Source organism: Streptomyces sp. T12, assembly GCF_028736035.1.
GTDB lineage: Bacteria > Actinomycetota > Actinomycetes > Streptomycetales > Streptomycetaceae > Streptomyces.
Genome location: NZ_CP117866.1, coordinates 639,316 through 659,781, shown reverse-complemented (window position 1 = coordinate 659,781; position 20,466 = coordinate 639,316). Strand labels below are relative to the sequence as shown.

Sequence of the window (20,466 nt, the reverse complement as noted above, 5' to 3'; positions counted from 1 at the left end):
CGCCTCGGTGATCCGCCAGGTCTGTCTCAGGGGAGAACTCGGGGGAAGGTGCCGCCCGTCCAGCGTTCGAAGCGCGGAACCGATCCCGGCGGACCTCGTCGCCCGGACCTTCCGACACGACGATGTCCGTCGTGTGATGAGCTGCTCCGAGTGCCGCGGCTTTGCAGTGCCGGCGCTGACTTGGCGATTCCGGAGGCGCCTGTACCTTCTGCTGCCCTCTTGTGTTCGATTCATTCGACTCCTAATGTCGTCGTCGCTCCTGCACGTGTGCTGTGACCTGCGGCGTTGTGCGCGCAAGCGCTTCGATTGCCGTGTGCCGACCGGGCCCGTCGGCTACCCCGCACGTCCCCGCCGTTCCCCACCCCGACGGTTCCTTGAAGGCTGGAGATGTCATGCAGTTGTCACGCCGTGGCGTTCTGATCCTCGGCGTCGCCGGCGCGGCCGTCGCCGGAGGCCTTCCCGCGGGCTCGGCCCGGGCCGCCGGGACGGCCGACGCAGCGGGCGCCTCCACGTGCACCGAGCGCCTGTATCTGTCCGGAGAGGACGCCGACCACCCGGTCGACTGGGACTTCCTGTGCACCAGCGGGCGGCGCAGCGGCAGTTGGGGCAGCATCCCGGTGCCGTCCAACTGGGAGTTCCACGGATACGGCACGTACAACTACGGGTGGAATCTGCGCCCGGAGGAGAAAGGCCGCTACCGGCACACCTTCACGCCGCCCGCCCACTGGCGTGACAGACGCGTCTTCCTCGTGTTCGAAGGGGCGATGACCGAGACCGAGGCGTGGATCAACGGCGAGTCGGCCGGGCCCGTCCACCGCGGCGGCTTCTACCGGTTCCGTTACGAGGTGACCGGAAAGCTGCGTCCGGGGCAGGACAACCTCCTGGAGGTGACCGTCAGCAAGGAGTCCACCGACGACTCCGTCAACCGGGCCGAACGCCTCGGGGACTACTGGAACTTCGGCGGCATCTACCGCCCCGTCCATCTGGAGGCATTGCCGCTCCAGCACATCGAACGCATCGCCGTGGACGCCCGCGCCGACGGCACGCTGCGGATCGACGCCCATCTGTCGGGTACTGGTTCCGCCGACTGCCTCACGGCCCGGGTCACCGACCTCTCAGGACGCCCGGTCGGCGCCCCGTTCACCGCGGCCGTCGCTCCCGGCGACACGACGGTGACACTCAGGACCGCTGTCGACTCCCCCCGACAGTGGACCGCGGAGACCCCGCACCTCTACCGCGTCGAGATCGCGCTCCTCGCCGGCGACCGCCGCACCGTCCACCGCGTCGAGGAGAGATTCGGCTTCCGCACCGTCGAGGTGCGCCCGGGCGACGGCGTCTACGTCAACGGAGTCAAGATCCTCCTCAAGGGAGCCAACCGGCACACCATCTGGCCCACGTCCGGCCGCGCGACCAGCGCGCGCATCAGCCGCAAGGACATCCTCCTGATGCAGGAGATGAACATGAACGCGGTCCGGATGTCCCACTACCCGCCGGACCCGCACTTCCTCGACCTCGCCGACGAACTCGGGCTGTACGTGCTCGACGAACTGGCCGGCTGGCAGAAGTTCTACGACGAGGAGACGGGCAGGCCCCTCGTCGCCTCGATGGTCACCCGAGACGTCAACCACCCGTCGATCCTGTTCTGGTGCAACGGCAACGAAGGCGGCTGGAACACCGCCCTCGACGACGACTACGCCCGCCACGACCCCCAGCAGCGCAACGTTCTCCACCCCTGGGCGAACTTCGGCGGCATCAACACCGACCACTACGAGACGTACGACAGCACACGCCGCATCCTCCAGGAACAGGGCGACGTCTTCATGCCCACCGAGTTCCTCCACGGCCTCTACGACGGCGGCGCCGGCGCGGGCCTCGACGACTACTGGAAGCTGATGGGCCGTGAACGGCTCTGTGCCGGAGGCTTCCTGTGGGCACTGGTCGACGAGGGCATCGTGCGCGACGACCTCGGCGGCGCCATCGACGTGGCGGGCAACGCCGCACCCGACGGCATCCTCGGCCCCTTCCGTGAGAAGGAGGCCAGCTTCTACACGATCAAGGACATCTGGTCCCCCGTACAGCTCGCCGAACCGGAGCGGTTCGCCTCCGGCCTGCCGGACGACTTCGACGGGCGGATCGGCCTCACCAACCACTACGCCTTCACCAACACCCGTACCTGCCGGTTCACTTGGCGGCTCCTGGACTTCCGCACCCCGTCGCAGCGGCGGGACGGCCACACGGTGCGCGCCCAGGGCACCGCCTCCGCTCCGGACATCGAGCCCGGTGGGCAGGGAGTGCTGCGCCTGCCCTTGCCGTCCGGCTGGCGACGCGCCGACGCCGTGGCGCTCACCGTCACCGATGCCGACGGCCGCGAGATCCGCCGCTGGACATGGACCATCGCGCCCGCCGCCGACCAGGCCCGACGACTGGTGCGGACGGGCCCGGGACCGGCCGTACGCGGCTCTCTCTCGGACGACACGCTCACCCTCGCATCCCGCCACACCACGGTCACGCTCGACGCCACGACGGGCATGCTGGCCGGCGTCACCCACCGAGGGAGTGACTTCGCGCTGTCCCGCGGCCCGCTGCCCACCACCGGAACGGCCGATCTCACCCGCCTGACGCACGGGCCCGACGGCAACGGCTACACGGTGCAGGCCGAGTACTCCGGTGTCCTGCGCCACGTCCGGTGGCATCTGCACCCCAGCGGCTGGCTGCGGTTGGACTACCGCTACCACCTCACCGGCGAGCACGACCTCTTCGGCGTCGGCTTCGACCATCCCGAATCACAGGTGACCGGCGTGACATGGCTCGGCCACGGACCCCACAGGGTGTGGAAGAACCGGCTGCGCGGCGTCGCGACGGACGTCTGGACGAAGCAGTACAACGACACCGCGACCGGTGCCGACGGCTGGGTGTACCCGGAGTTCAAGGGCTACCACGCGGGCGTCCGCTGGGCGTCCCTGCACACCACCGCCGGACGCATCACCGTGGTCTGCGAGGACGAGGACCTCTACCTGCGCCTCTTCACACCCCGGTTCGGACCCGACCCCCGCCACACCGCGCCGCCCTTCCCGAAGGGCGACCTCTCCTTCCTCGACGCCATCCCGGCGATCGGCACCAAGTTCGACCCACCGGCCGCGCTCGGCCCCAGCGGCGGCCCCACCACAGCGACGGGCGACTACGGTCGAACCCTGTACTTCTCGTTCTCCCGGTAGCCCGTCCACCCAATCGCCGACGCCGCACCATGCGGCCGGTCCCCTGCCGACCGGCGCTTCCTACAGGTGCTCGACCTCACCGCCGCCGGCACGGGCAGTTCCTTCCCCCAGGAGGTGACGCAGCGCTGCGCCTGGAACGCCGAGGTGGAGTCCGACGGACTGGTCTTCCTCGGCGAGAGAGAGGTTCCCTTCCGGCACACCTCCGTCGGCGGAAAGCGACGACGCGCTCGCGCGGCCGTCGGCCTCCCGGACGGCTTCCGGTTCCACGAACTTCGTCACACCGGACACACCCCGCTGACACACTCGGGCGCCCCCTCAAAACACGATGGTCCACGCAGGTCAGTCCTCCGAACAGGCCGCGATCTATCAGCACTCCGAGTAGAAAGTGGTCGTCGCGTGTCCCGCCGGCATCAGCGAGACACTGGCGGGCGCCCTGCGCGAGACCTTCCTGTCGCTGTCGCTGTCGCTGTCGCTGCGGGTGCGGGTGCGGGTGCTGCACCGGGAGGCCCGAAGGGCCCTTCCCGGGTGGAAGGGCCCTTCGGTGGTCTTACTCGGTGCGCAGCCCGTCCGGCCGCATCAGCCGTAGCAGCGGCGGCAGGCTGAGCATGGTCACCAGCAGGACGACGGCGGTGGCGATGCCGGTCATCGACAGTACGCTCGCCCAGTCCACGCCCACCGGTTTGGCCGCCATCTTCAGCAGTGCCGCGCCCAGTGTCAGTCCGATCGCCGTGGCCAGTGCCAGGCCGAGGCCGATCGGGATTGCCGTCTGCCACAGCACGGACAGGGTCAGTGTGCGGCGCCGGGTGCCGAAGGCGATCAGCGACGACAGCAGCTTGCGGCGCTCGCGCAGCTGCTCCAGCTGCGAGACCAGCAGACTCGCGCCGATCAGCGCCAGTACGCAGGCGGCGCCGACGAACAGGCCGGTGCGGATGGAGGCGTAGGTGTCGTTGCTCTTGCTGGACACCAGCATGACCGGGTCGCCGGTCAGGCCGAGACGGCGGGCCGTGTTCCGCGCGTAGTCGGGTGCGTCCGCCAGCTTCTGGTCGAGCGCGAGGTAGATCTGCCCGTGGAGGGCAGGTGTGGCGCCCGGGCGCAGGGCGCCCGGCGTCAGCAGCAGGCCACTGCGTTTGTTCCCGGACGGGTCCGCGATCGCCCGTGCCTGCTTCAGGTCCGCCGGCACGGTCCAGGGCGTCCGCTTGGCACCGGATCCGTCGGTGGTGTCGAACCAGAGCGTGCTGCCGGGCTTGGACATGCCGGGCGCCACCTCCTCGTCTGCCTCGCCACCCCGGAGGACGAAGGAGTCACCGTCCTTGCAGGAGGGGAGGGAAGCCGCCGTGCGCAGGGACGCACAGTCGGCGATGGTGACATTGGCGTAGTCCTGGTTGTCGGCGGCCTTGCGCCGGTTGCCGACGACGCCCTCGTCGAAGGCGTAGACCTTCGCGACACCCTTGGTCGCCTTGAAGCCGGCCGCAGCTTGGGCGAGCGGGACCTTGTCCCATAGGTCCGCGTGCATCTGGGCCCGGGTGACGTCGTTGGTGGTGTGCTTGGTGTACTGGCCCTGCAGCCCGGAGAACAGCATCTGCAGGGCGATGGCGCCCGCCACCGCGACCGCGATGCCGTTGACCATGCGGGCGGCCGTGCCGCTGCTCAACTGAAGTCGGCGGATGGCCAGTTGCCAGGCGACCCCGCCGGAGCCGAGCCGGTTCACGACCGTCTCCACGACCCACGGCAGCAGCGCGGTCACCCCGACGAGCAGCAGCAGGACGCCACCGGTGACCTGGTACTGGTTGAAGTCCTTGCCGTACCGGTCCTTGCCGATCATCGGGTAGAGCATGCCGATCCCGCCCAGCGGCAGCAGCAGCCGCCACCACAGCCGGCGCCGCGGGGGCTGCGCGGTGCGCACCACGCCGAGCGGCTCGATCACCACACTCCGCAGCGCGAATAGCGTCACCAGCACGGCGGCCGCCGGGACCGCGACCGCGACCAGCAGGGCGAGCAGGGGGGAGGGGGTCAGATAGCTGGGGAACACGCTCACATCGAACAGGTCCACGGACCCGGAGAGTCCCCGGATGAGCAGGAAGAAGACCGTGCCGATGGCCAGGCCGGCCACGGCGCCGGCGAAGGCTTCGCCGGCGGCGATCCGCCGGGTCATCCGGCTGTCCGAGCCCACCAGCCGAAGGGCCGCGAGTCGCCGGTCGCGGCGCTCGCCGCCGAACCGCACGGCCGCGGCGATGAACACACCGACCGGCAGCAGCAGCACCAGGAACACCACGAGGGCGAGCAGGACCAGGACGGGGTCCGTTTTCTCCGGGGTCTTGTACCCTGTGCCGAATCGGTCGATGCGCTCGACCTCGCCGCTGTTCTCCTTGACCACGAGGTTGTCGGCGCCGCGGTAGAAGGCGAGCTCCTGGGCACCGATCAGCCCGGGCTCGGCGATGGTGCCGACGATCCGCTCCGGCAGCCGCTCCCGCAGCATCTTCCCCTCGCCGGAGGCCAGCAGCCGCTTCAGCGCGGGGGAGACCACCATCTCGCCCGCCCCCGGGAACCGCGAGATCCCCGGCGGCAGGGGCGCCTTCGGCCCCTCGGGCTGCAACGACCGGCCGCGCACCTCCTTGTCGCGGAAGGTCGTCCCGGCCCAGCCGACCAGCAGCGTGTCGTCCGCCTTCCGCAGCGGCGACTCGCCGAGCGCGCGCTGCGTTCCGAACGTGAGGTCGGTGCGCGCGTCCTCCCGGTCGTGCCGGACGGCCAGCGCGTTCGGCAGCGCGGTGGCGAGCAGCAGCAGTGCCACACCGAGCCCCACGCCGACGGCGGTGAGCAGCATCCGCGCCCACCCGTCCCGCCCGCCGGTGAAGGCGAACCGGGCCCCCATGGCCAGGTCCCTGGACCACTGCCGTCCACTCATATGGCGCGCTCCATGTCCCGGGACCTGCCGTCGCGTACGACGACCTCGCGGTCGGAGTAGGCGGCGACCCGCGCCTCGTGCGTGACGAGCACGACGGCCGCGTTGGTGGAGCGGGCCGCCTCGGTGAACAGCCCCATCACGCGCTCGCCGTTGAGGGAGTCGAGCGCGCCGGTCGGCTCGTCGGCGAACAGCACCCGCGGGTTGGTGACCAGCGCCCGGGCCACGGCCACCCGCTGGCCCTGGCCGCCGGAGACCTCGCCGGGCCGCTTCTTGCGCAGGTCGTCGACCTCCAGCCGCTCCATCCACCGGAGCGCGGCCCGCTCGGCCTCCTTGCGAGAGGTGCCGTTCAGCCGCAGCGGCAGCGCCACGTTCTCCACACAGGTGAGCTCGGGCACCAGCTGACCGAACTGGAAGACGAAGCCGAACTCGGAGCGGCGCAACGCACTGCGCTGGGCGTCGTTCATGGTGGCCAGCTCACGCCCGTTGTAGGTGATGGACCCGGAGTCGGGGGGCACGATCCCGGCGAGGCAGTGCAGCAGTGTCGACTTGCCGGACCCGGAGGGCCCCATCACGGCGACGACCTCACCGGGGTGGATGGAGAAGTCGGCGTTGTCGAGCGCGGTGGTCGGCCCGTACGCCTTGCGCAGGTCCTGGGCGGCGAGCAGGGAACCGGGAGGAGGAACACGGGTCATGCGGTCACCGCCTCGGCGAGCTTGTCCAGACGCGCGGCGGTCAGCTCCAGCCAGCGCAGGTCCGCTTCGAGGTGGAACAGGGCGTGGTCGCAGATCAGCTGGTCGGCGAGGTCGCCCTTGTGCTTGCGGTCGGTCAGGATCCGCATGCTGCGCAGGTGCTCGGAGCGCTGCGTGTCGAGGACGCCGGCGGCGTCCCGGTGCGTCAGCAGCGCGAGGACGACCTTGCTGTACAGCAACGACTGCAGGTACGGCTCGGGCTTCTCCGGCGTCGCGAGCCAGCGCTCGACATCGGTGATCCCGGCGTCCGTTATCGCGTACCGCTTGCGCTCGGGCCCACCGCCCGACTCGACGCCGTCGACTTCGACGAGGCCGTTCTTCAGCAGCCGGGACATCGTCGCGTAGACCTGGCCGTAGTGCAGCGGCCGGTCATGACCGAACTTCTCGTCAAAGGCCCGCTTCAGGTCGTAACCGTGCCGCGGACCGGACTCCAGGAGCCCCAGAAGGGTATTACCGATGGACATGCCCGGCACTCTACACACCATGTATACGTGGCATGTATACGCGCAGTGTTTAGATCATGGCGTGGGGTATGCCCGTACAGGTGGGGGGCCTTTGTCACGGTTCTGATACGACGGGCCCACCTCTTCGGGCGGAGGCCGGGTGCCCGCCTTGGTCCAAGCTGCCGGCGCCGACGCATACGCCTGTCGATCCGGACCCGGTACTGGAACCCAGCGGCAGGCGCTGCAGCTAGCCGTGGAAACCGGCCCCGCCTGCGCGGCCATGCTCCCTGCGAGCTCAGCACTCGATGTATACATGCAGGGTATACATCGCGTGTAGAGTGCGGTGCATGTCCATCAGCTACACACTCCTGGGGCTCCTGGAGTCCGGACCCCGATCACGGTTACGACCTCAAGCGGGCCTTTGACGAAAAGTTCGGTCACGACCGGCCACTGCACTACGGCCAGGTCTGCTCCACCGTGTCCTGGCTGCTGAAGAACGGCCTCGTCGAAGTCGACGGGATCGAGGCCGGCAGCGGTCCCGAGCGTAAGCGGGACGCCATTAGGGAAGCCGGGATCACCGGCATGGAGCGGTGGCTGACTACGCCGGAGAAGCCCGAGCCGTACCTGCAGTTGACGCTCTGTACGCGCTACGGACCCACCGTGACGCCGACGGTTCGTACGGCCGAACCGGCCGATGTCCGCCATCGGCGGCCAGGGGCCACGGAGCGATGTTGCGCCCGGCGAGCGATCTCGACGCCTTGGCTCGGCCGCTACTTCCACAGGCCGGAGGCGCCCGAGGAGGAAGACCTCACGTGGTCTGCGACGGGGGCGTCGGAACGAAGGTGGCGAGCAGCGCGCCACCCGCAACCAGAGAGCAAATTGAGTGAAAAATCAGACGCCGCCTGTAATGGGAACCGGTCAGACGCCTCCAGCAAATAAAACTCCACAAGGTGAATCGGAAGACGTCGAAATCCGCAGGTTTGCCATCGGGGTCATCCTTTTCACGTCGACATGCGTGACACTGATGTCTGAGCTGGTGCTAACCCTCGTGGGTACGAGCCTCAGGACGACGGCAATGGCCGCTGTGAGCGCATTCGGCGGCACCTTCGGTCTTGGGTATTTCATTGCCAAGAGGCTTGGATATATTCGAACGAGCACGTAAGACTCGATAAGTGCGGAGTCTGTCGAAAACGATAGTCCTACCAGCTCAAACTGCGAACGCGCACAGCATCCTGACGCTCCCGGCGGCAACCGCTCGAACCGGGCGCCGTGTCCAGGCCGCGTCGCCCGGTACTGGCGGGCCGTCGCGGGTGTCGGCCAGTGACAGGCGCAGACCATCACAGTGAGGACCGGCGAGGCCGGTGACGGATGGCTCTGCCGATGTCCTCGTACCCCCACGATTTGTAGAGCGTGTAGACCAGGCCGACTCGTTTGTCGAAGCGCTTCACCTCACGGCTCAAGTCAATGAGAGGTCTCTGGTGAAACAAGAGGCATGAAGGCAACGCGACCTTGCTTCCCACCAGGCATTGACACCACATCCGGGCCAATGGGAGCGTCGAAGCGCTTCACCAACGGTCATCCCCCCGGCCGCGCCGGATTCCAGAAAGGACACCTCAATGTCCCGGAAGTCCAAAAAGAGAAGTGTCAGAGATGCACTGGCAGCCCTGCTGATGGCGATCTCGCCGCTGATCGGGGCGCTCGTACTGACCGGCACCTCGGCCACCACCGCGTCGGCCGCGTCACTGACCGAGGTGACCGACTTCGGCAGCAACCCCGGAAACCTGCGGATGTACGTCTACAAGCCCGACAACGCTCCGGCACGCCCGGCGGTGCTGGTGGCAGTGCACTACTGCACCGGCACGGGGCCCACCTTCCACTCCAACACGGAGTTCGCCCGCCTGGCCGACCAGTACGGCTTCATCGTCGTCTATCCGGACGCGAACGTCAGCGGGCAGTGCTTCGACGTCTCCTCGCCCCAGGCGCTCAAGCATGACGGGGGCAGCGACCCCACGAGCATCGCCCAGATGGTCCGGTACACCGTGCAGAACATGAACGCCGACGCGGGCCGCGTCTACGTCACCGGCGCCTCGTCCGGCGCGATGACGACCAATGTCCTGCTCGGCGACTACCCCGACCTGTTCAAGGCCGGTGCGGCGTTCATGGGCGTGCCGTTCGGCTGCTTCGCCACCACCGACGGCTCCGGCTGGAACACCGACTGCGCCACCGGCAAGATCACCAAGACCCCGCAGGAGTGGGGCGACCTCGTCCGGAACGCCTACCCGGGGTACACCGGCCCCCGGCCGCGGATGCAGCTGTGGCACGGCACCGAGGACGAAGCGCTGCGCTACCCGAACTTCGGTGAAGAGATCAAGCAGTGGACCAATGTGCTCGGGGTGAGCCAGACCCCGGTCTTCACCGACTCCCCGCAGTCCAACTGGACCCGCACCCGCTACGGCTCCGCCGGCGCGCAGGCACCGGTCGAGGCGATCAGCATCCAGGGTGCCGGGCACTCCCTGCCCGCCAGCGGCATGGCGGCCCGGGCCATCGCCTTCTTCGGACTCGACGGCTCCGGCGGTACCGGCGGGACCACCACGGGTCCGGTCCACGCCACCGGTTCGGGCAAGTGCCTTGACGTGCCCGGCCTTTCGCAGACCAACGGCACCCAGACGCAGATCTGGGACTGCAACGGCGGCACGAACCAGACCTGGACCAGCACGTCGGCCAAGCAGCTCACCGTCTACGGCGGTGCGAAGTGCCTCGACGCGACCGGCACCGCGGCCGGCGCCAAAGTCGCGATCTGGGACTGCAACGGCGGCACCAACCAGCAATGGAACCTCAACTCCAACGGCACCGTCACCAGCGTCCAGTCGGGCCTGTGCCTGGATGTGACCGGTGCCTCCACCGCCAACGGCGCACTGGTCGGACTGTGGGACTGCAACGGCGGCAGTAACCAGCAGTGGCGCCTCGGCTGACACCACCGCCCAGGACTGAGAGGGCTTCTCGAAACCACACTCGGTTTCGAGAAGCCCTCAAGCTCACACCCCCGATACCGCCCTCCTCCCCGCACGCCCCGCGGGCAGACGAGCGACCCGCCCCGGCACACCACCCGCCTCCACGCCACTCGCTGACATCGTCCGGCGATCGAGGACCGGATCCGGGGCTTGCTCGCCGAGCTCGGCGTGGCAGTACGTGGCAGCTCCTACGGCTGTGGGTGTCCTCATGACGCCCCGTGGGAGCCAAGCGGTGTGCGGGGGGAGCTGCCGGTGAAGGGCTGCGCACGCCTGCATTCGTGAACTGCTTCATCTGTGCGGCGCAGCCCCGCTCTCGGAGACTCGCTCTGGCGACGCAGCCGCCTGGGGCAGCCCGATGGTGTGTGGAATGTTTGTGTCAGGGTCGCGATCGCGATACGTGAACTCTCAATAAAATCGGTCTCTTGTGCAAGGCTGGCGATCATCCGGCTTCATGCCCGGACGGCGGCGGTCGAAGTGGCTCGGAGTGCCTGATCCGGCGGCCCATGCCTACGTTCCTTCTGCACCAGGGATCACGCATGCCCCCACCCCCCACCCGGCCCCGATTTCGGGCGCGAGACGCGTCGCCCGTATCGCCGTGGCCGCGGGTCTCGTCGCCGCGCTCGCCGCGACCGGCCCCATACCCGCGGCCTTCGCCACGGACGGCCCCGCCGTCACGACCGACCCCGGCATCAAGTCCGCCCGTGACAAGCTCGGTTCGGACGACGCCGATCTCCTCGCGCAGGCCAAGGCGCACCGCGAGAGGAACATCACGATGATGATCGCCACAGCGCCGGGGCAGACCGAGAAGGTCGCCCGGGAGCTCGACGCGGTCAAGGGCGGCTCCGTGGGCCGTACGTACGACAAGCTCGGTTACGTACGGGCCACGGTTCCCACCGGCAAGGCGGAGTCGGCCATCGCCGCCGCCGCGAGGCTGTCCTCCGTGCAGGCCATCGACCTGCGCGACGAAATCCCCATGGAGGAGCCGAGTCTCGAAAAGGGCAAGTCGAGTGCCTCCGCGGCCACTTACCTCGGCCCGGGCGCCGACACGCCCGCGAGGAACCCCTGCAACCCGTCCGAGACGGGTGCCGTCGACTTCGTGAAGAAGAACCCGAAGGCGGACGGCCGGGGCATCACCATCGGGGTCCTTGACACGGGTGTCGACCTCGCCACTCCCGCGTTGCAGAAGACGACGACCGGTGAGCGCAAGATCGTCGACTGGGTGACCGTCACGGACCCGGTCACCGACGGCGACGGCACCTGGCGCCCGATGACCACCTCGGTCTCCGGGCCGGCCTTCACCTTCGGCGGCACGAGCTGGAAGGCCCCCGAGGGCTCGTACCGGGTCAGCGTCTTCCGTGAGTCCGTCACCGTGCAGGGCAAGGTCACGGACAGGCCAGGCCGCTCCGACGGTGACGTCAACCGCGACGGCGACACCACCGACGACTGGGGTGTCCTGTACGACCCGGCCGCCGGCACGGTCACCGTCGATGTCGACGACAACGGCGACTTCACCGACGACACTCGAAGACCGCGCGGCCGACCATCGCCAACGGCGCCACGCAGAAGAGCACGATCGAGGTGGCCGAGGGCACCACGTCGCTGGACGTCGCCATCGGCGAGGTCTCAGACGCGGCCGCCGACCTCGACCTGACGGTTTACGACGCCCAGGGCAAGGTCGTCGGCCAGTCCGCCGACCCTGACTCCGACGAGTCCGTCTCACTCGCGAACCCCGCGGCCGGTATGTACACCGTCGAGGTCCTCGCCTACGCCGTGCCCTCGGGCTCGACCTCGTACGACCACCGGGACGTCTTCTTCTCCTCCGCGCTCGGCAAGGTCGCCGTGGACGAGTCGTCGCCGGTCAGGCTCGGCACGGGCGACTCGGTGAAGGTGTCGGCGAGCGTCACCGCCGGGAGGGCCGTGGCCGAGGGCCGCGAACTCGTCGGAAGGATACGGCTGGTGCACACGCGCGGCATGACTTTGGGTGTGGGCGACGTGACCATCGAGAAGGTTACGCAGTAAGTCGCATGACGCGGTAGGAGCGGGTGTCCGGCACCTCGGACATCCGCCCCGAGGCAGTGTCGGGGACCGCGTGCGCACTGACCGCGACCTGGCAGTCGGCCTGGACGACTGGCGTACCCACCACGTCTTCGGCGGCGAGGTGCACTGCGGCACCCACACGATCCGCGCCGCCGGCACCCCCTGGTGGAACTCCCCGAAGTAGAACCGGACTGACCGTACACAGGAGACTCAAGTGAGATACCGCAAGACCCTGCCCTGGCTCGCTGCCGTGGCCTGCTTCGCGACCGCCTGCAGCAGCACGTCCGGCACCGACCCGGCCACCCCGTCGACGACGTCCGCCGCGGCCCGCTCGGCGTCGGCCTCCGAGGAGCGGAACAAGGCGCTCGTTCTGCGCCTGTACTCGGAGGCGTTCAACAAGAACAGGACCGACGTGGTGAAGGAACTCGTCGGCACCGACTACGTGCAGCACGACAAGGCGGTGCCCGGCGGGGCCGACGGGCAGGTCAAGCAGTTCAAGGACGTCAAGGCGAAGATTCCCGGTGCGGTGGCGACCGTCAAGCACGTGGCCGCCGACGGTGACCTGGTGGCCGTGCACTGGCAGGCGTCGGCCACCCCGAAGAACGAGGCGACCGGCCAGGCCAAGGCCGACCTGTTCCGGGTCGACAACGGCAAGCTGGTCGAGCACTGGGGCATCACGCAGACCGTGCCGAAGAAGACGGCCAGCGGGAACTCGCTGTTCAGCGACGTGTACCGGTACCCGAACGGGGAACCGACCCTGTCCGAGGAACAGGAGGAGAAGAACCGGAAGTTCGCCGTCGACGCGTACCGCAAGCTCTCCGACGGTGACGCGACCGTGATCGACAAGAGCTGGGATCCCCGGTACTACCAGCACAACCCGATCGCCCCGAACGGAACGGCCCCGCTGAAGCGGTTCTTCCAGCAGAACACGCAGAGCTCCCCCTCGCCCAGCAGTACCGGAGGCGGCGGGACCCGGTTCGGCAACACCCTCGCCGACGGGGACCTGGTGTGGGTCTTCAGCTCCGACTACGTCGTCGCGGACATCTTCCGGGTGGCCGACGGAAAGATCATCGAGCACTGGGACGTCGTCGCCGACGGGCAGTAGCCCGGTCGGTTCACGCGGAGGGCACTCCCCTAGAATTGGACTAGATAACCAACCAACCCCAGGTTGCTGACCTGGGGTTTCATCATGGAGCGGGTGACGAGAATCGAACTCGCGCTCTCAGCTTGGGAAGCTGCGGGCATTTGGGGCTTGTTTGGGCGCTGACCTGGGCGAACAGCTTGGCCGCTGCTCTGTCGGCCTCGGCTGCTTTCACCGTGGTTCCCCGCTGTTGCCCGCTCGATTCCGCCCGTCTTCTGGCCGCAGCCCTCTCCGCGCGGGCCAGCCGCCCCACGCCCTGCAGATGGAACGTCCGGGCTTCGGCGAGCGCCCAGGACAGGCTCAGTTGGGGAGCGTCTGGGATGACGGGCGGATGCGCCGCGGGAAAGGACTCCAGGTGAACGCTGGTCATCTGCCGCCTCAGTTCGGGCAACTGAGCAATGGCGGCATCGCGCTCCGCCTCCTCCTGAGCCCGCTCCGCGGAATCGCGGTGTTCCTCAAGTGGATGAAGCCGTGTCGTCCGGTCATGCGCGCGGGGTGGGCCAGGAGTCGAGGGGGAGCGGGCCGCGGTCGATGACGGTGCGGATGCAGAAGGTGCTGCGGGCGTCGCGAACGGGACCGATGGCCAGGATCTGGTCGGTGAGCACCTTTTCGAAGGTGCGCAGGTCCGGCACGGCCAGCTCGACGAGGAAGTCGGCGTCGCCGGAGACCACATGGCAGGCGACCACGTGGTCGATCGCCTTCAGTGCCTCTTCGACCACCTGGGAGGTGGTGCGGGAGTGCTCGACCTTGAGGGAGAGGAACACCGTCAGCCCGAGGCCGAGACGCTCGCGGTCCAGATCGGCCCGGTAGCCGGCCAGGACCCCGTCCTCCTCCAGCGCCTTGGTGCGGCGCAGGCAGGACGAGGGTGACAGGCGTACGGCCTCGGCGAGGTCGACGTTGGGGGTGCGTCCCTGGCGCTGGAGGTGGTCCAGGATCGCCCGGTCGATACGGTCGTACAAGGGTCGTGGCATGAAATGCGACATAACGGCCACTTCGACGAACAATCCTCCGCCACAGAGCCGTCTGGGCACTGCTTACGCCATCGCGTGCCGGGCTTGGTGACGCATCCTGGTCACGCTCCGCGGCGACGCGGACGTCCGCGATGGTGTTGCTGGGGACGCTGGTGCTGGTGGAGAGGTCGGTGCGGTTGGTGTGGCCGATGAAGACATCGCTGATGCCGGCCTAGTGACGTATCAGGCCGACCTGCTGTGCGGTGACGAAGACGTCGGACCCGTTGTCCATGCCGTTCGCGATGCGGTTGGCGATGGGGCGGAACCGGGAGGCCTCGGTGATGGCGATGATGTAGCGCAGCATGCCGCGCGCCTGGGCGGTGCGGTCGGTGCCGCGGATGCCGAGGTCCCTGAGGCTGTTCTCAAGGCTGAACTCGTTCAGGTTGACGGCGGTCAGCGACTGGTTCGCGACGCGGGCGAGGGCGTCGTAGCCCTCCTTGCCGAGGAACCAGTTGTCGTCGGCGTCCCCATGGTTGGGGACGTCGGAGGCGAGGTTCAGGACGAAGTGGTGCGGGGTGTCGCTGGAGAAGAACCGCACGACGCAGAAGTCGCTGAGCCGTACGATCGCATGCACCGCGGGGGTGTGGTTGCCGCTGCTGATCACGATGTCGGCGAAACTCTGGCTCTCCGTGTTGCCGGTGATGGCGACGTTCACCTCGGTGTCGACGTTGGGCATGACGCGGCCGTTGGCCGAGGTCTCGGCGAGGTTGCGCAGCTGGTCGAGCATTGTCAGATAGGCGCCCGAGCCGCGGTTGATGTTCCAGGGGACCTGTGGGAAGTCGACGTGTTTCTTGTCGGCGACGGTCTCGGCGTTGATCGTCACATGGTCCGCCGCCGTCGAGGCGGATGTCTCGGTGTCCCTGGGCTGTGTGAAGAACACCAGGATTCCGAGAAGGACGGACAAGGCGACCGCGATCAGGACGCTGGTGGGCATGGTGTGCTCCGGTTGTTCGACGTGCAGCGATGTCACGACCGACGCTCACAGCCGGGAGGTTGTTTGGCAGGCCCCTTTTGCCGCCGCAGACAATTCCGGAGGATCTAGTTCCACATTACTTGTCCGGACGTAACGCTGTCGTCGCTCCACGCCTCTACCTTGCGGGCGACACGCTGGTGCAGGACGCCACCGGCGTACGGCGGCTGCCCGGCAACCTGCTCGACGCCCCGCCCGCCTCTTCGCGCCGGGGCCGAAGCCCTCGCCCCGCGCGCTCGCCCCGCGCACGTTTCCTTAAGCGCCCCAGGAGGATCCGTCCGGTCGTCTCCCACGTCGCAGGGCTCACCTGGATGTGGGCGGTGATGGCGTCCGAGTCCCGGAACCGGCGCTGGAGCGGCTGGTCTTCGTAGAGCGCCGTGGGCGGGGGTGGGGCCACCGTCAGCCCCGCAGCAGCGGAAGCACAGGTCAGACTGGCGGTGCCAGCCGCTCCAGCCACAGATGGACGGCGTACGAACCGGGACCGGTGACCGGCACCTCGCAGGGGACCCGCAGTTCCGTGACCACGTGGAAAGCGTCACTGCCGTCGGGGCGGAAAACGTCCTGCTGCCAAAGGTCGAGCCACGCGCGCTCCACGAGCAGCGGGTAGCGGGTAGCGGGTAGCGGGTATCGGGAGTGTGCAGCATGCCGAGCGCGTCCAGTTCGTCCCAGTGGACGCTGAGAGGGATCAGCCGGCCAAAGGACACGGCCGGGGCGGTGGCGCCTCGGGAGCCGGCGGCGCCGCAGTGGACCTCGGGGGCCGTATCGCCCTGCCGGCCCTGAGGCGCGCAGTCGGCCGTCATGGACGCACGACGACGGTCCATCCGGGGTTGTAGGTGTCCGGCACCGGAAAGCGTTGCCAGTCGCGCGCCCAGCGCGGCGGCTTCCGCTCGCGAAGGACCAGCGCACTGGGGTGCGCCGGGGGATCCGTCTCCGAGACAGTGCAGCCCGCGGTGTGGGCGATGGGAATCGTCGAAGTGTTCCCCGCGAGGACACACGGCGGGTGCACCCCGTGCTCGCGCAGCACGGAGGCGATCCGGACCCAGTCTCCGCGGGCCCGCTGCTGGATGCCCGCATGTGTGTGGACGAGCCCGATCTGGATGCCCCAGTGCCCGAGGAGTGCCAGGGCGAGCACCGCGGCCGTCGGCAGTGAACGGCGGGTGCGGGCCCGGTGGACGACGGCGAGGAGCCCGACGGCGGCAGGGAGCGCCAGCAGGGCGTAGGCCGGCAGGAGGAACCGCGGCGCGGCGTAGGGGACAACGAAGAGATACGGCGCCGCCGTGGCCACCGCCACCGCCACGGACAGCCACAGCGGCGCAGCGGACCGGCGCGCCCGGCGCTCCGCCCACAGCCCCAGGCCGACCAGCAGCGGCAGCAGCACCCACCACTCCGTCACGGGCAGCGATACGGTGTCGCCCGTGCAGGGACGGCACAGCAGCGGGCCGTCCAGCGCGGTGAGATGGGCGCGCAGGGAGAAGACGGCCCGCAGGCCGCCCTGGACCTCGTCGGCCTCCGCGAGCCGGTTCCGCACCCCGCCGAACCGCCCCTCGGCCTCGACGACCCAGGGCAGCGCACCCGCCACGAGTCCGGCCGCCACGGCCGACAGACGTCCCCGGAGGCGGCCGTGGCCGCGCAGTGCGGGCATCAGTACGGCGGCCAGGAGCAGCGGCGCGGCGACGGCCACACCGTCGTTGGGCCGCATCAGGGTCACCACCGCCAGGCCTGCCGCGACACCCGCGTACCGGGGACGCGGCGCGAGGAAACAGCCCACCGCGGCGGTGGCACCCATCGCGGTGTAGTGGTTCGGCATCGCGGAACCGGCGTAGAACAAAGTGATCCACAGGCTGCCGTACAGCCCGGCCGCCACCCACACCGTCGCCGGGCGGTGCACGATGCGCAGCCAGGGCCGGAATCCCAGCCAGAGCGCACCGCCGGCCAGCAGGAGCAGCCACACCCTGAGCAGCACCGTGGAGTCGCTCCAGGAGGCGATCGGAGCAAGCAGCAGGGGGACCCCGCGGGTACGCGGCGCGCTGAACGGGGTCGCGGGACCGTACGGCCCGAAGCGGCTGGCGTACACGAGCTCGTCCCAGCCGAGCGGCAGTGTGAGCGGTACGAGGACGGCCGACAGCAGACAGAGACCGGCGACCACGATCCACAGCATCCGCTGTGCCGAGGCCACTGTGCGATCCGCGTTCATCCGACCCGGCCCAGCTTGCGCCGCCCGCGGCGCACCGCTGCGCGGGCGAGGATGCCTGCCGTGGCGGCGAGCACGGTGGCACGGTCGCGCCAGTCGGCCGGGCCGGGCGGTGGAGGAGCGGCGCGCCCGGCCCGCTCCTCCACCAGTGTGCTGAACAGGCGCTCGTAGCGGTCGGCGATGCCATCCGGGGTGAATCGTTTCGCCGCACTGGCCCGGGCGGCCCTGCCCATCTCCGCACGCCGTCCGTCGTCCCGCATCAGTGCCAGCAGCGCGTCGGCCACGCCCCGGGTGCTGTCGCGCGGGACGAGACAGCCGTCCACACCGTGGCGGATGATCTCGCCGGGCCCGTGGGGGCAGTCGGTGCTCACCACGGGCAGGCCGCAGCGCATGGCCTCCACGATCGTCATTCCGAACGACTCGTGCGCGGAGGTCACCGCGGCGATGGAGCCCTTGACCCACTCGGCCTCGATGGGCGTGACCGAACCCATCAGGAAGACCCGGTCACCCAGGCCGTGGTGGGCTATCCGGTGGGCTATCCGGGGGCGCTCCGGGCCGTCCCCGTAGATGCGCAGGGACCAGTCCGGGCAGGCCGCACCGGTCAGGGCGAACGCGTCGACCAGCATCTCGTACCGCTTGACGCGGGCCAGCCGTCCCGCCGCGACGACGACCTTGGCCGCCGCGTCGGCCGGCGGCACCGGGGGTTCGGGGACGCTGTTGGGGATGGCCAGCACCCGGGTGCGCGGCAGCCGCATGCCGCGCCGGTGGTCGCGCGCGTCGGCCTCGGTCATGGTGACCAGCGCGTCGAGACCGCCGTACCAGCGCTGGAGTTCCGTCCGCAGACGGTGCGGGTGGTTGTCGTGGGTGAGGTGCTCCTGGCCGACGCGTACGGCATGTCGTGGCCCGAACCGGGCCAGCAGCGCGTTGAGCCCGGCCCTGGTGCCCACGATGACGTCGGCGTCCGTCTCCCGCAGCCAGTCGATGACCCGCTGCTCGGCGAGCCGGTGGTACAGGTGCGAGCGGCTGTCTCCCTTCGGGAAGACCTCCCCGGCCCGCTGGGCGAGGGGGTCCGCCGCGTCCTCGGATCCCTTGCGCCGGTCCACCAGGGCCCGCAGCGGTACCTCCGGCGACCGCCCCAGTTGTGGTGTCTCGCGGTGCCGGAAGACGGACACGAGTTCCACCTGGTATCGCCCGGCGAGCGTGTCGGCGAGTGTCATGGTCGTCCGTACGGTGCCGCCCATCGCGTAGGCGTTGTGCAGCAGGAAGGCGATGCGCACGTGCGGCGTCCCCCGATTCCCTGTGATGTGGCTGGTCAGTGTCACTGTGTTCGCCTTCGGCGAGGCGACCGCACCCGTGCCGGCCGGAGCCGGCGGAGGCGGGCCCTGCCGCCCGCGTTCTGCGCAGGCTCCGCGGGGATCGGTTCGAGCCCGACACGGCCGGCGACCGATCCGGGTGGCCGGCGGCGGCGCCTTGCGCGGGCCCGGTCTCGCGATCTTCAGGCGGAGGGTGCTCCGGTGAGGACTTCTACGCGGCCGGTGTCGAGTGAGTGGTAGGCGGTGACCACGGATAGGTCGCCCTTCTTCACGAGGGGGGCGAGGTCCTGGTTGGAGCGCAGGGCCGCGGAGGTCTTCTTGGTGTGCATGCGGATCATGGCGTCGACCGGATCGGGGTGCTTGTCCTTGAGTGCCTCGTCGTAGGCCGGCTTCAGAGCGTCGGCGACGGCCTGAAGGTTGCCGGGCAATCTCGCCGGCCTTCATCGCCCTGTACGCGGCCTTGATGGCGCCGCAGCGCTGGTGTCCGAGAACGACGATCAGCGGGGTGCCGGAGGTCAGGGGGCCGTACTCGACGGAACCGGTCACGAGGGGTCCCACGAAGGCGCGGCCTGTACGCAGCAAGAACAGGTCGCCGAGGCCGGTGTCGAAGAGGAGCTCCGGTGGCACCTGGGAGTCGATGCAGGACAGGATCACGCCGTAGGGGTCCTGCTTGGGGCGACGAACTGTCGGCGCTCGGGGTCCCGGTCGGGGGGCTGGAGCGTGCCGTCCACCCAGCGCTTGTTGCCCTCCATCAGCCGCGCGAACGCCGACCAGGGGGAGCCCGGGACTGCGGCCGCACTCGCGGATGCCGAGGCGCTCGCCGTGGCCCCCGCCGTCGCGGCCGAGGCCTTCGTGTCGGCCGTCTTCGACGAACGTCCGGTGATCAGGGGCGCGGAGGCCAGCGGCCCTCCGGTGAGTATGGCCCTGCGCTGCGGGTGCGGGGTACTGACCGCCGACGGTGATCTTGCGGGTGCGGCGTCGCGGCGGCGGCTGTTGAGGCGCTTCCGATTCGGGGAGCGTCATCGCGCCGGTGGAAGGCATGTGCTCTTCTCCGGGTGACTCAGGGTGCCGGAATCCGGCCTTGCCGCACCGACGCTCGCAACCGGAAGGTTGTTTGGCACGTCCCTTTTGCCAGGTCAGACAATTCGGTGGGCGGTTCCGGACTGGCCGGCGTCAGAGGCTTCTGCCTCTACCGGGACGCCCCTGGAGATTGCTTGCCCGGCGCCCGCGTACGGTTCTCGGCTCCGGCGACCAGGCGTCCGCCGCCGCACGCTCTGGATGGTTGGAGGGACAACTCCCGGGCCCTTGACGATCGACCCGTCGCTGCCCTGGTCCGGACTTCCCCCTCGGCCGGGGCAGCAGCCTGCCGCGTCGCCGCCCACGGCGAGCGTGCTGCCGTGGGAGGTGGGCAGGACCGCCGGCGCCACCACCACGTCAGCGGAAGCAGCAAGGAAGGTAGGCGGGCGGGTACTGGTTCGCGCCGT

General features: G+C 69.5%; 16 protein-coding genes and 4 pseudogenes. 9 read left to right on the top strand and 11 right to left on the bottom strand.

Annotated elements, in window-relative coordinates; translation table 11 throughout:
* The first annotated feature begins 392 nt into the window (after positions 1-392).
* Positions 393-3,215 carry a glycoside hydrolase family 2 TIM barrel-domain containing protein gene (locus tag PBV52_RS02990; protein ID WP_274236684.1) on the top strand — a complete coding sequence of 941 codons (2,823 nt, stop codon included), beginning with the start codon at positions 393-395 and terminating at the stop codon, positions 3,213-3,215.
* Positions 3,216-3,347: 132 nt separating this feature from the next.
* Positions 3,348-3,594, top strand: a pseudogene (locus tag PBV52_RS02985) (tyrosine-type recombinase/integrase); the annotation flags it as partial.
* A 168-nt stretch (positions 3,595-3,762) separates the two neighbouring features.
* Here PBV52_RS02985 and PBV52_RS02980 read toward each other — a convergent pair.
* Genes PBV52_RS02980 through PBV52_RS02970 form a run of 3 tightly spaced genes read right to left on the bottom strand, consistent with a single transcriptional unit; the run spans position 3,763 to position 7,330 of the window.
* Positions 3,763-6,117, bottom strand: a complete 2,355-nt coding sequence (locus PBV52_RS02980) for an ABC transporter permease (protein WP_274236683.1) — start codon at positions 6,115-6,117, stop codon at positions 3,763-3,765.
* Complete coding sequence (locus PBV52_RS02975) at positions 6,114-6,809, bottom strand: ABC transporter ATP-binding protein (RefSeq protein WP_274236682.1); 696 nt, start codon at positions 6,807-6,809, stop codon at positions 6,114-6,116. Before PBV52_RS02975 ends, PBV52_RS02980 begins: the two co-directional genes overlap by 4 nt.
* A complete protein-coding gene (locus PBV52_RS02970) occupies positions 6,806-7,330 on the bottom strand; it encodes a PadR family transcriptional regulator (protein ID WP_274236681.1) in 525 nt (174 codons plus the stop codon). The genes PBV52_RS02975 and PBV52_RS02970 overlap by 4 nt, the downstream gene beginning before the upstream one ends.
* A gap of 326 nt (positions 7,331-7,656) precedes the next feature.
* Between PBV52_RS02970 and PBV52_RS02965 the strand changes: the two are divergent.
* From PBV52_RS02965 to PBV52_RS02940, 6 genes and pseudogenes are all read left to right on the top strand, one after another.
* Positions 7,657-7,957 (top strand): annotated as a pseudogene (locus PBV52_RS02965) (PadR family transcriptional regulator); the annotation flags it as partial.
* A gap of 1,022 nt (positions 7,958-8,979) precedes the next feature.
* Positions 8,980-10,281 (top strand): PHB depolymerase family esterase, encoded by a 1,302-nt coding sequence (locus PBV52_RS02960; RefSeq protein WP_306801417.1) that lies wholly within the window; start codon positions 8,980-8,982, stop codon positions 10,279-10,281.
* Between the two features lie 568 nt (positions 10,282-10,849).
* A pseudogene (locus PBV52_RS02955) lies at positions 10,850-11,842 on the top strand (serine protease); the annotation flags it as partial.
* Between the two features lie 56 nt (positions 11,843-11,898).
* Positions 11,899-12,339 (top strand): PPC domain-containing protein, encoded by a 441-nt coding sequence (locus PBV52_RS02950; protein ID WP_274236679.1) that lies wholly within the window; start codon positions 11,899-11,901, stop codon positions 12,337-12,339.
* Positions 12,340-12,409: 70 nt separating this feature from the next.
* Positions 12,410-12,541 (top strand): protein-arginine deiminase family protein, encoded by a 132-nt coding sequence (locus PBV52_RS02945; protein WP_274236678.1) that lies wholly within the window; start codon positions 12,410-12,412, stop codon positions 12,539-12,541.
* A 30-nt stretch (positions 12,542-12,571) separates the two neighbouring features.
* Positions 12,572-13,462, top strand: coding sequence for an ester cyclase (locus PBV52_RS02940; RefSeq protein WP_274236677.1), 891 nt, complete (start codon positions 12,572-12,574; stop codon positions 13,460-13,462).
* Between the two features lie 518 nt (positions 13,463-13,980).
* Here PBV52_RS02940 and PBV52_RS02935 read toward each other — a convergent pair.
* From PBV52_RS02935 to PBV52_RS02905, 8 genes and pseudogenes are all read right to left on the bottom strand, one after another.
* Complete coding sequence (locus PBV52_RS02935; protein ID WP_274236676.1) at positions 13,981-14,469, bottom strand: Lrp/AsnC family transcriptional regulator; 489 nt, start codon at positions 14,467-14,469, stop codon at positions 13,981-13,983.
* Positions 14,470-14,680: 211 nt separating this feature from the next.
* Positions 14,681-15,442, bottom strand: a complete 762-nt coding sequence (locus tag PBV52_RS02930; RefSeq protein ID WP_274236675.1) for a ribosome-inactivating family protein — start codon at positions 15,440-15,442, stop codon at positions 14,681-14,683.
* 154 nt (positions 15,443-15,596) lie between these two features.
* Positions 15,597-15,875 (bottom strand): hypothetical protein, encoded by a 279-nt coding sequence (locus PBV52_RS51580; RefSeq protein WP_373921817.1) that lies wholly within the window; start codon positions 15,873-15,875, stop codon positions 15,597-15,599.
* Between the two features lie 29 nt (positions 15,876-15,904).
* Positions 15,905-16,072, bottom strand: a complete 168-nt coding sequence (locus PBV52_RS51575) for a hypothetical protein (RefSeq protein ID WP_373921816.1) — start codon at positions 16,070-16,072, stop codon at positions 15,905-15,907.
* 202 nt (positions 16,073-16,274) lie between these two features.
* On the bottom strand, positions 16,275-17,654 hold the full coding sequence (locus PBV52_RS02920) for a hypothetical protein (protein ID WP_274236674.1): 1,380 nt from the start codon (positions 17,652-17,654) through the stop codon (positions 16,275-16,277).
* Positions 17,655-17,668: 14 nt separating this feature from the next.
* Positions 17,669-18,946 (bottom strand): glycosyltransferase, encoded by a 1,278-nt coding sequence (locus tag PBV52_RS02915; RefSeq protein WP_274249243.1) that lies wholly within the window; start codon positions 18,944-18,946, stop codon positions 17,669-17,671.
* A 218-nt stretch (positions 18,947-19,164) separates the two neighbouring features.
* Positions 19,165-19,410 carry a hypothetical protein gene (locus PBV52_RS02910; RefSeq protein WP_274250010.1) on the bottom strand — a complete coding sequence of 82 codons (246 nt, stop codon included), beginning with the start codon at positions 19,408-19,410 and terminating at the stop codon, positions 19,165-19,167.
* 70 nt (positions 19,411-19,480) lie between these two features.
* Positions 19,481-19,609, bottom strand: a pseudogene (locus tag PBV52_RS02905) (carbonic anhydrase); the annotation flags it as partial.
* Positions 19,610-19,702: 93 nt separating this feature from the next.
* Between PBV52_RS02905 and PBV52_RS02900 the strand changes: the two are divergent.
* Positions 19,703-20,041, top strand: coding sequence for a hypothetical protein (locus PBV52_RS02900; RefSeq protein WP_274236673.1), 339 nt, complete (start codon positions 19,703-19,705; stop codon positions 20,039-20,041).
* The last annotated feature ends 425 nt before the right edge of the window (positions 20,042-20,466 follow it).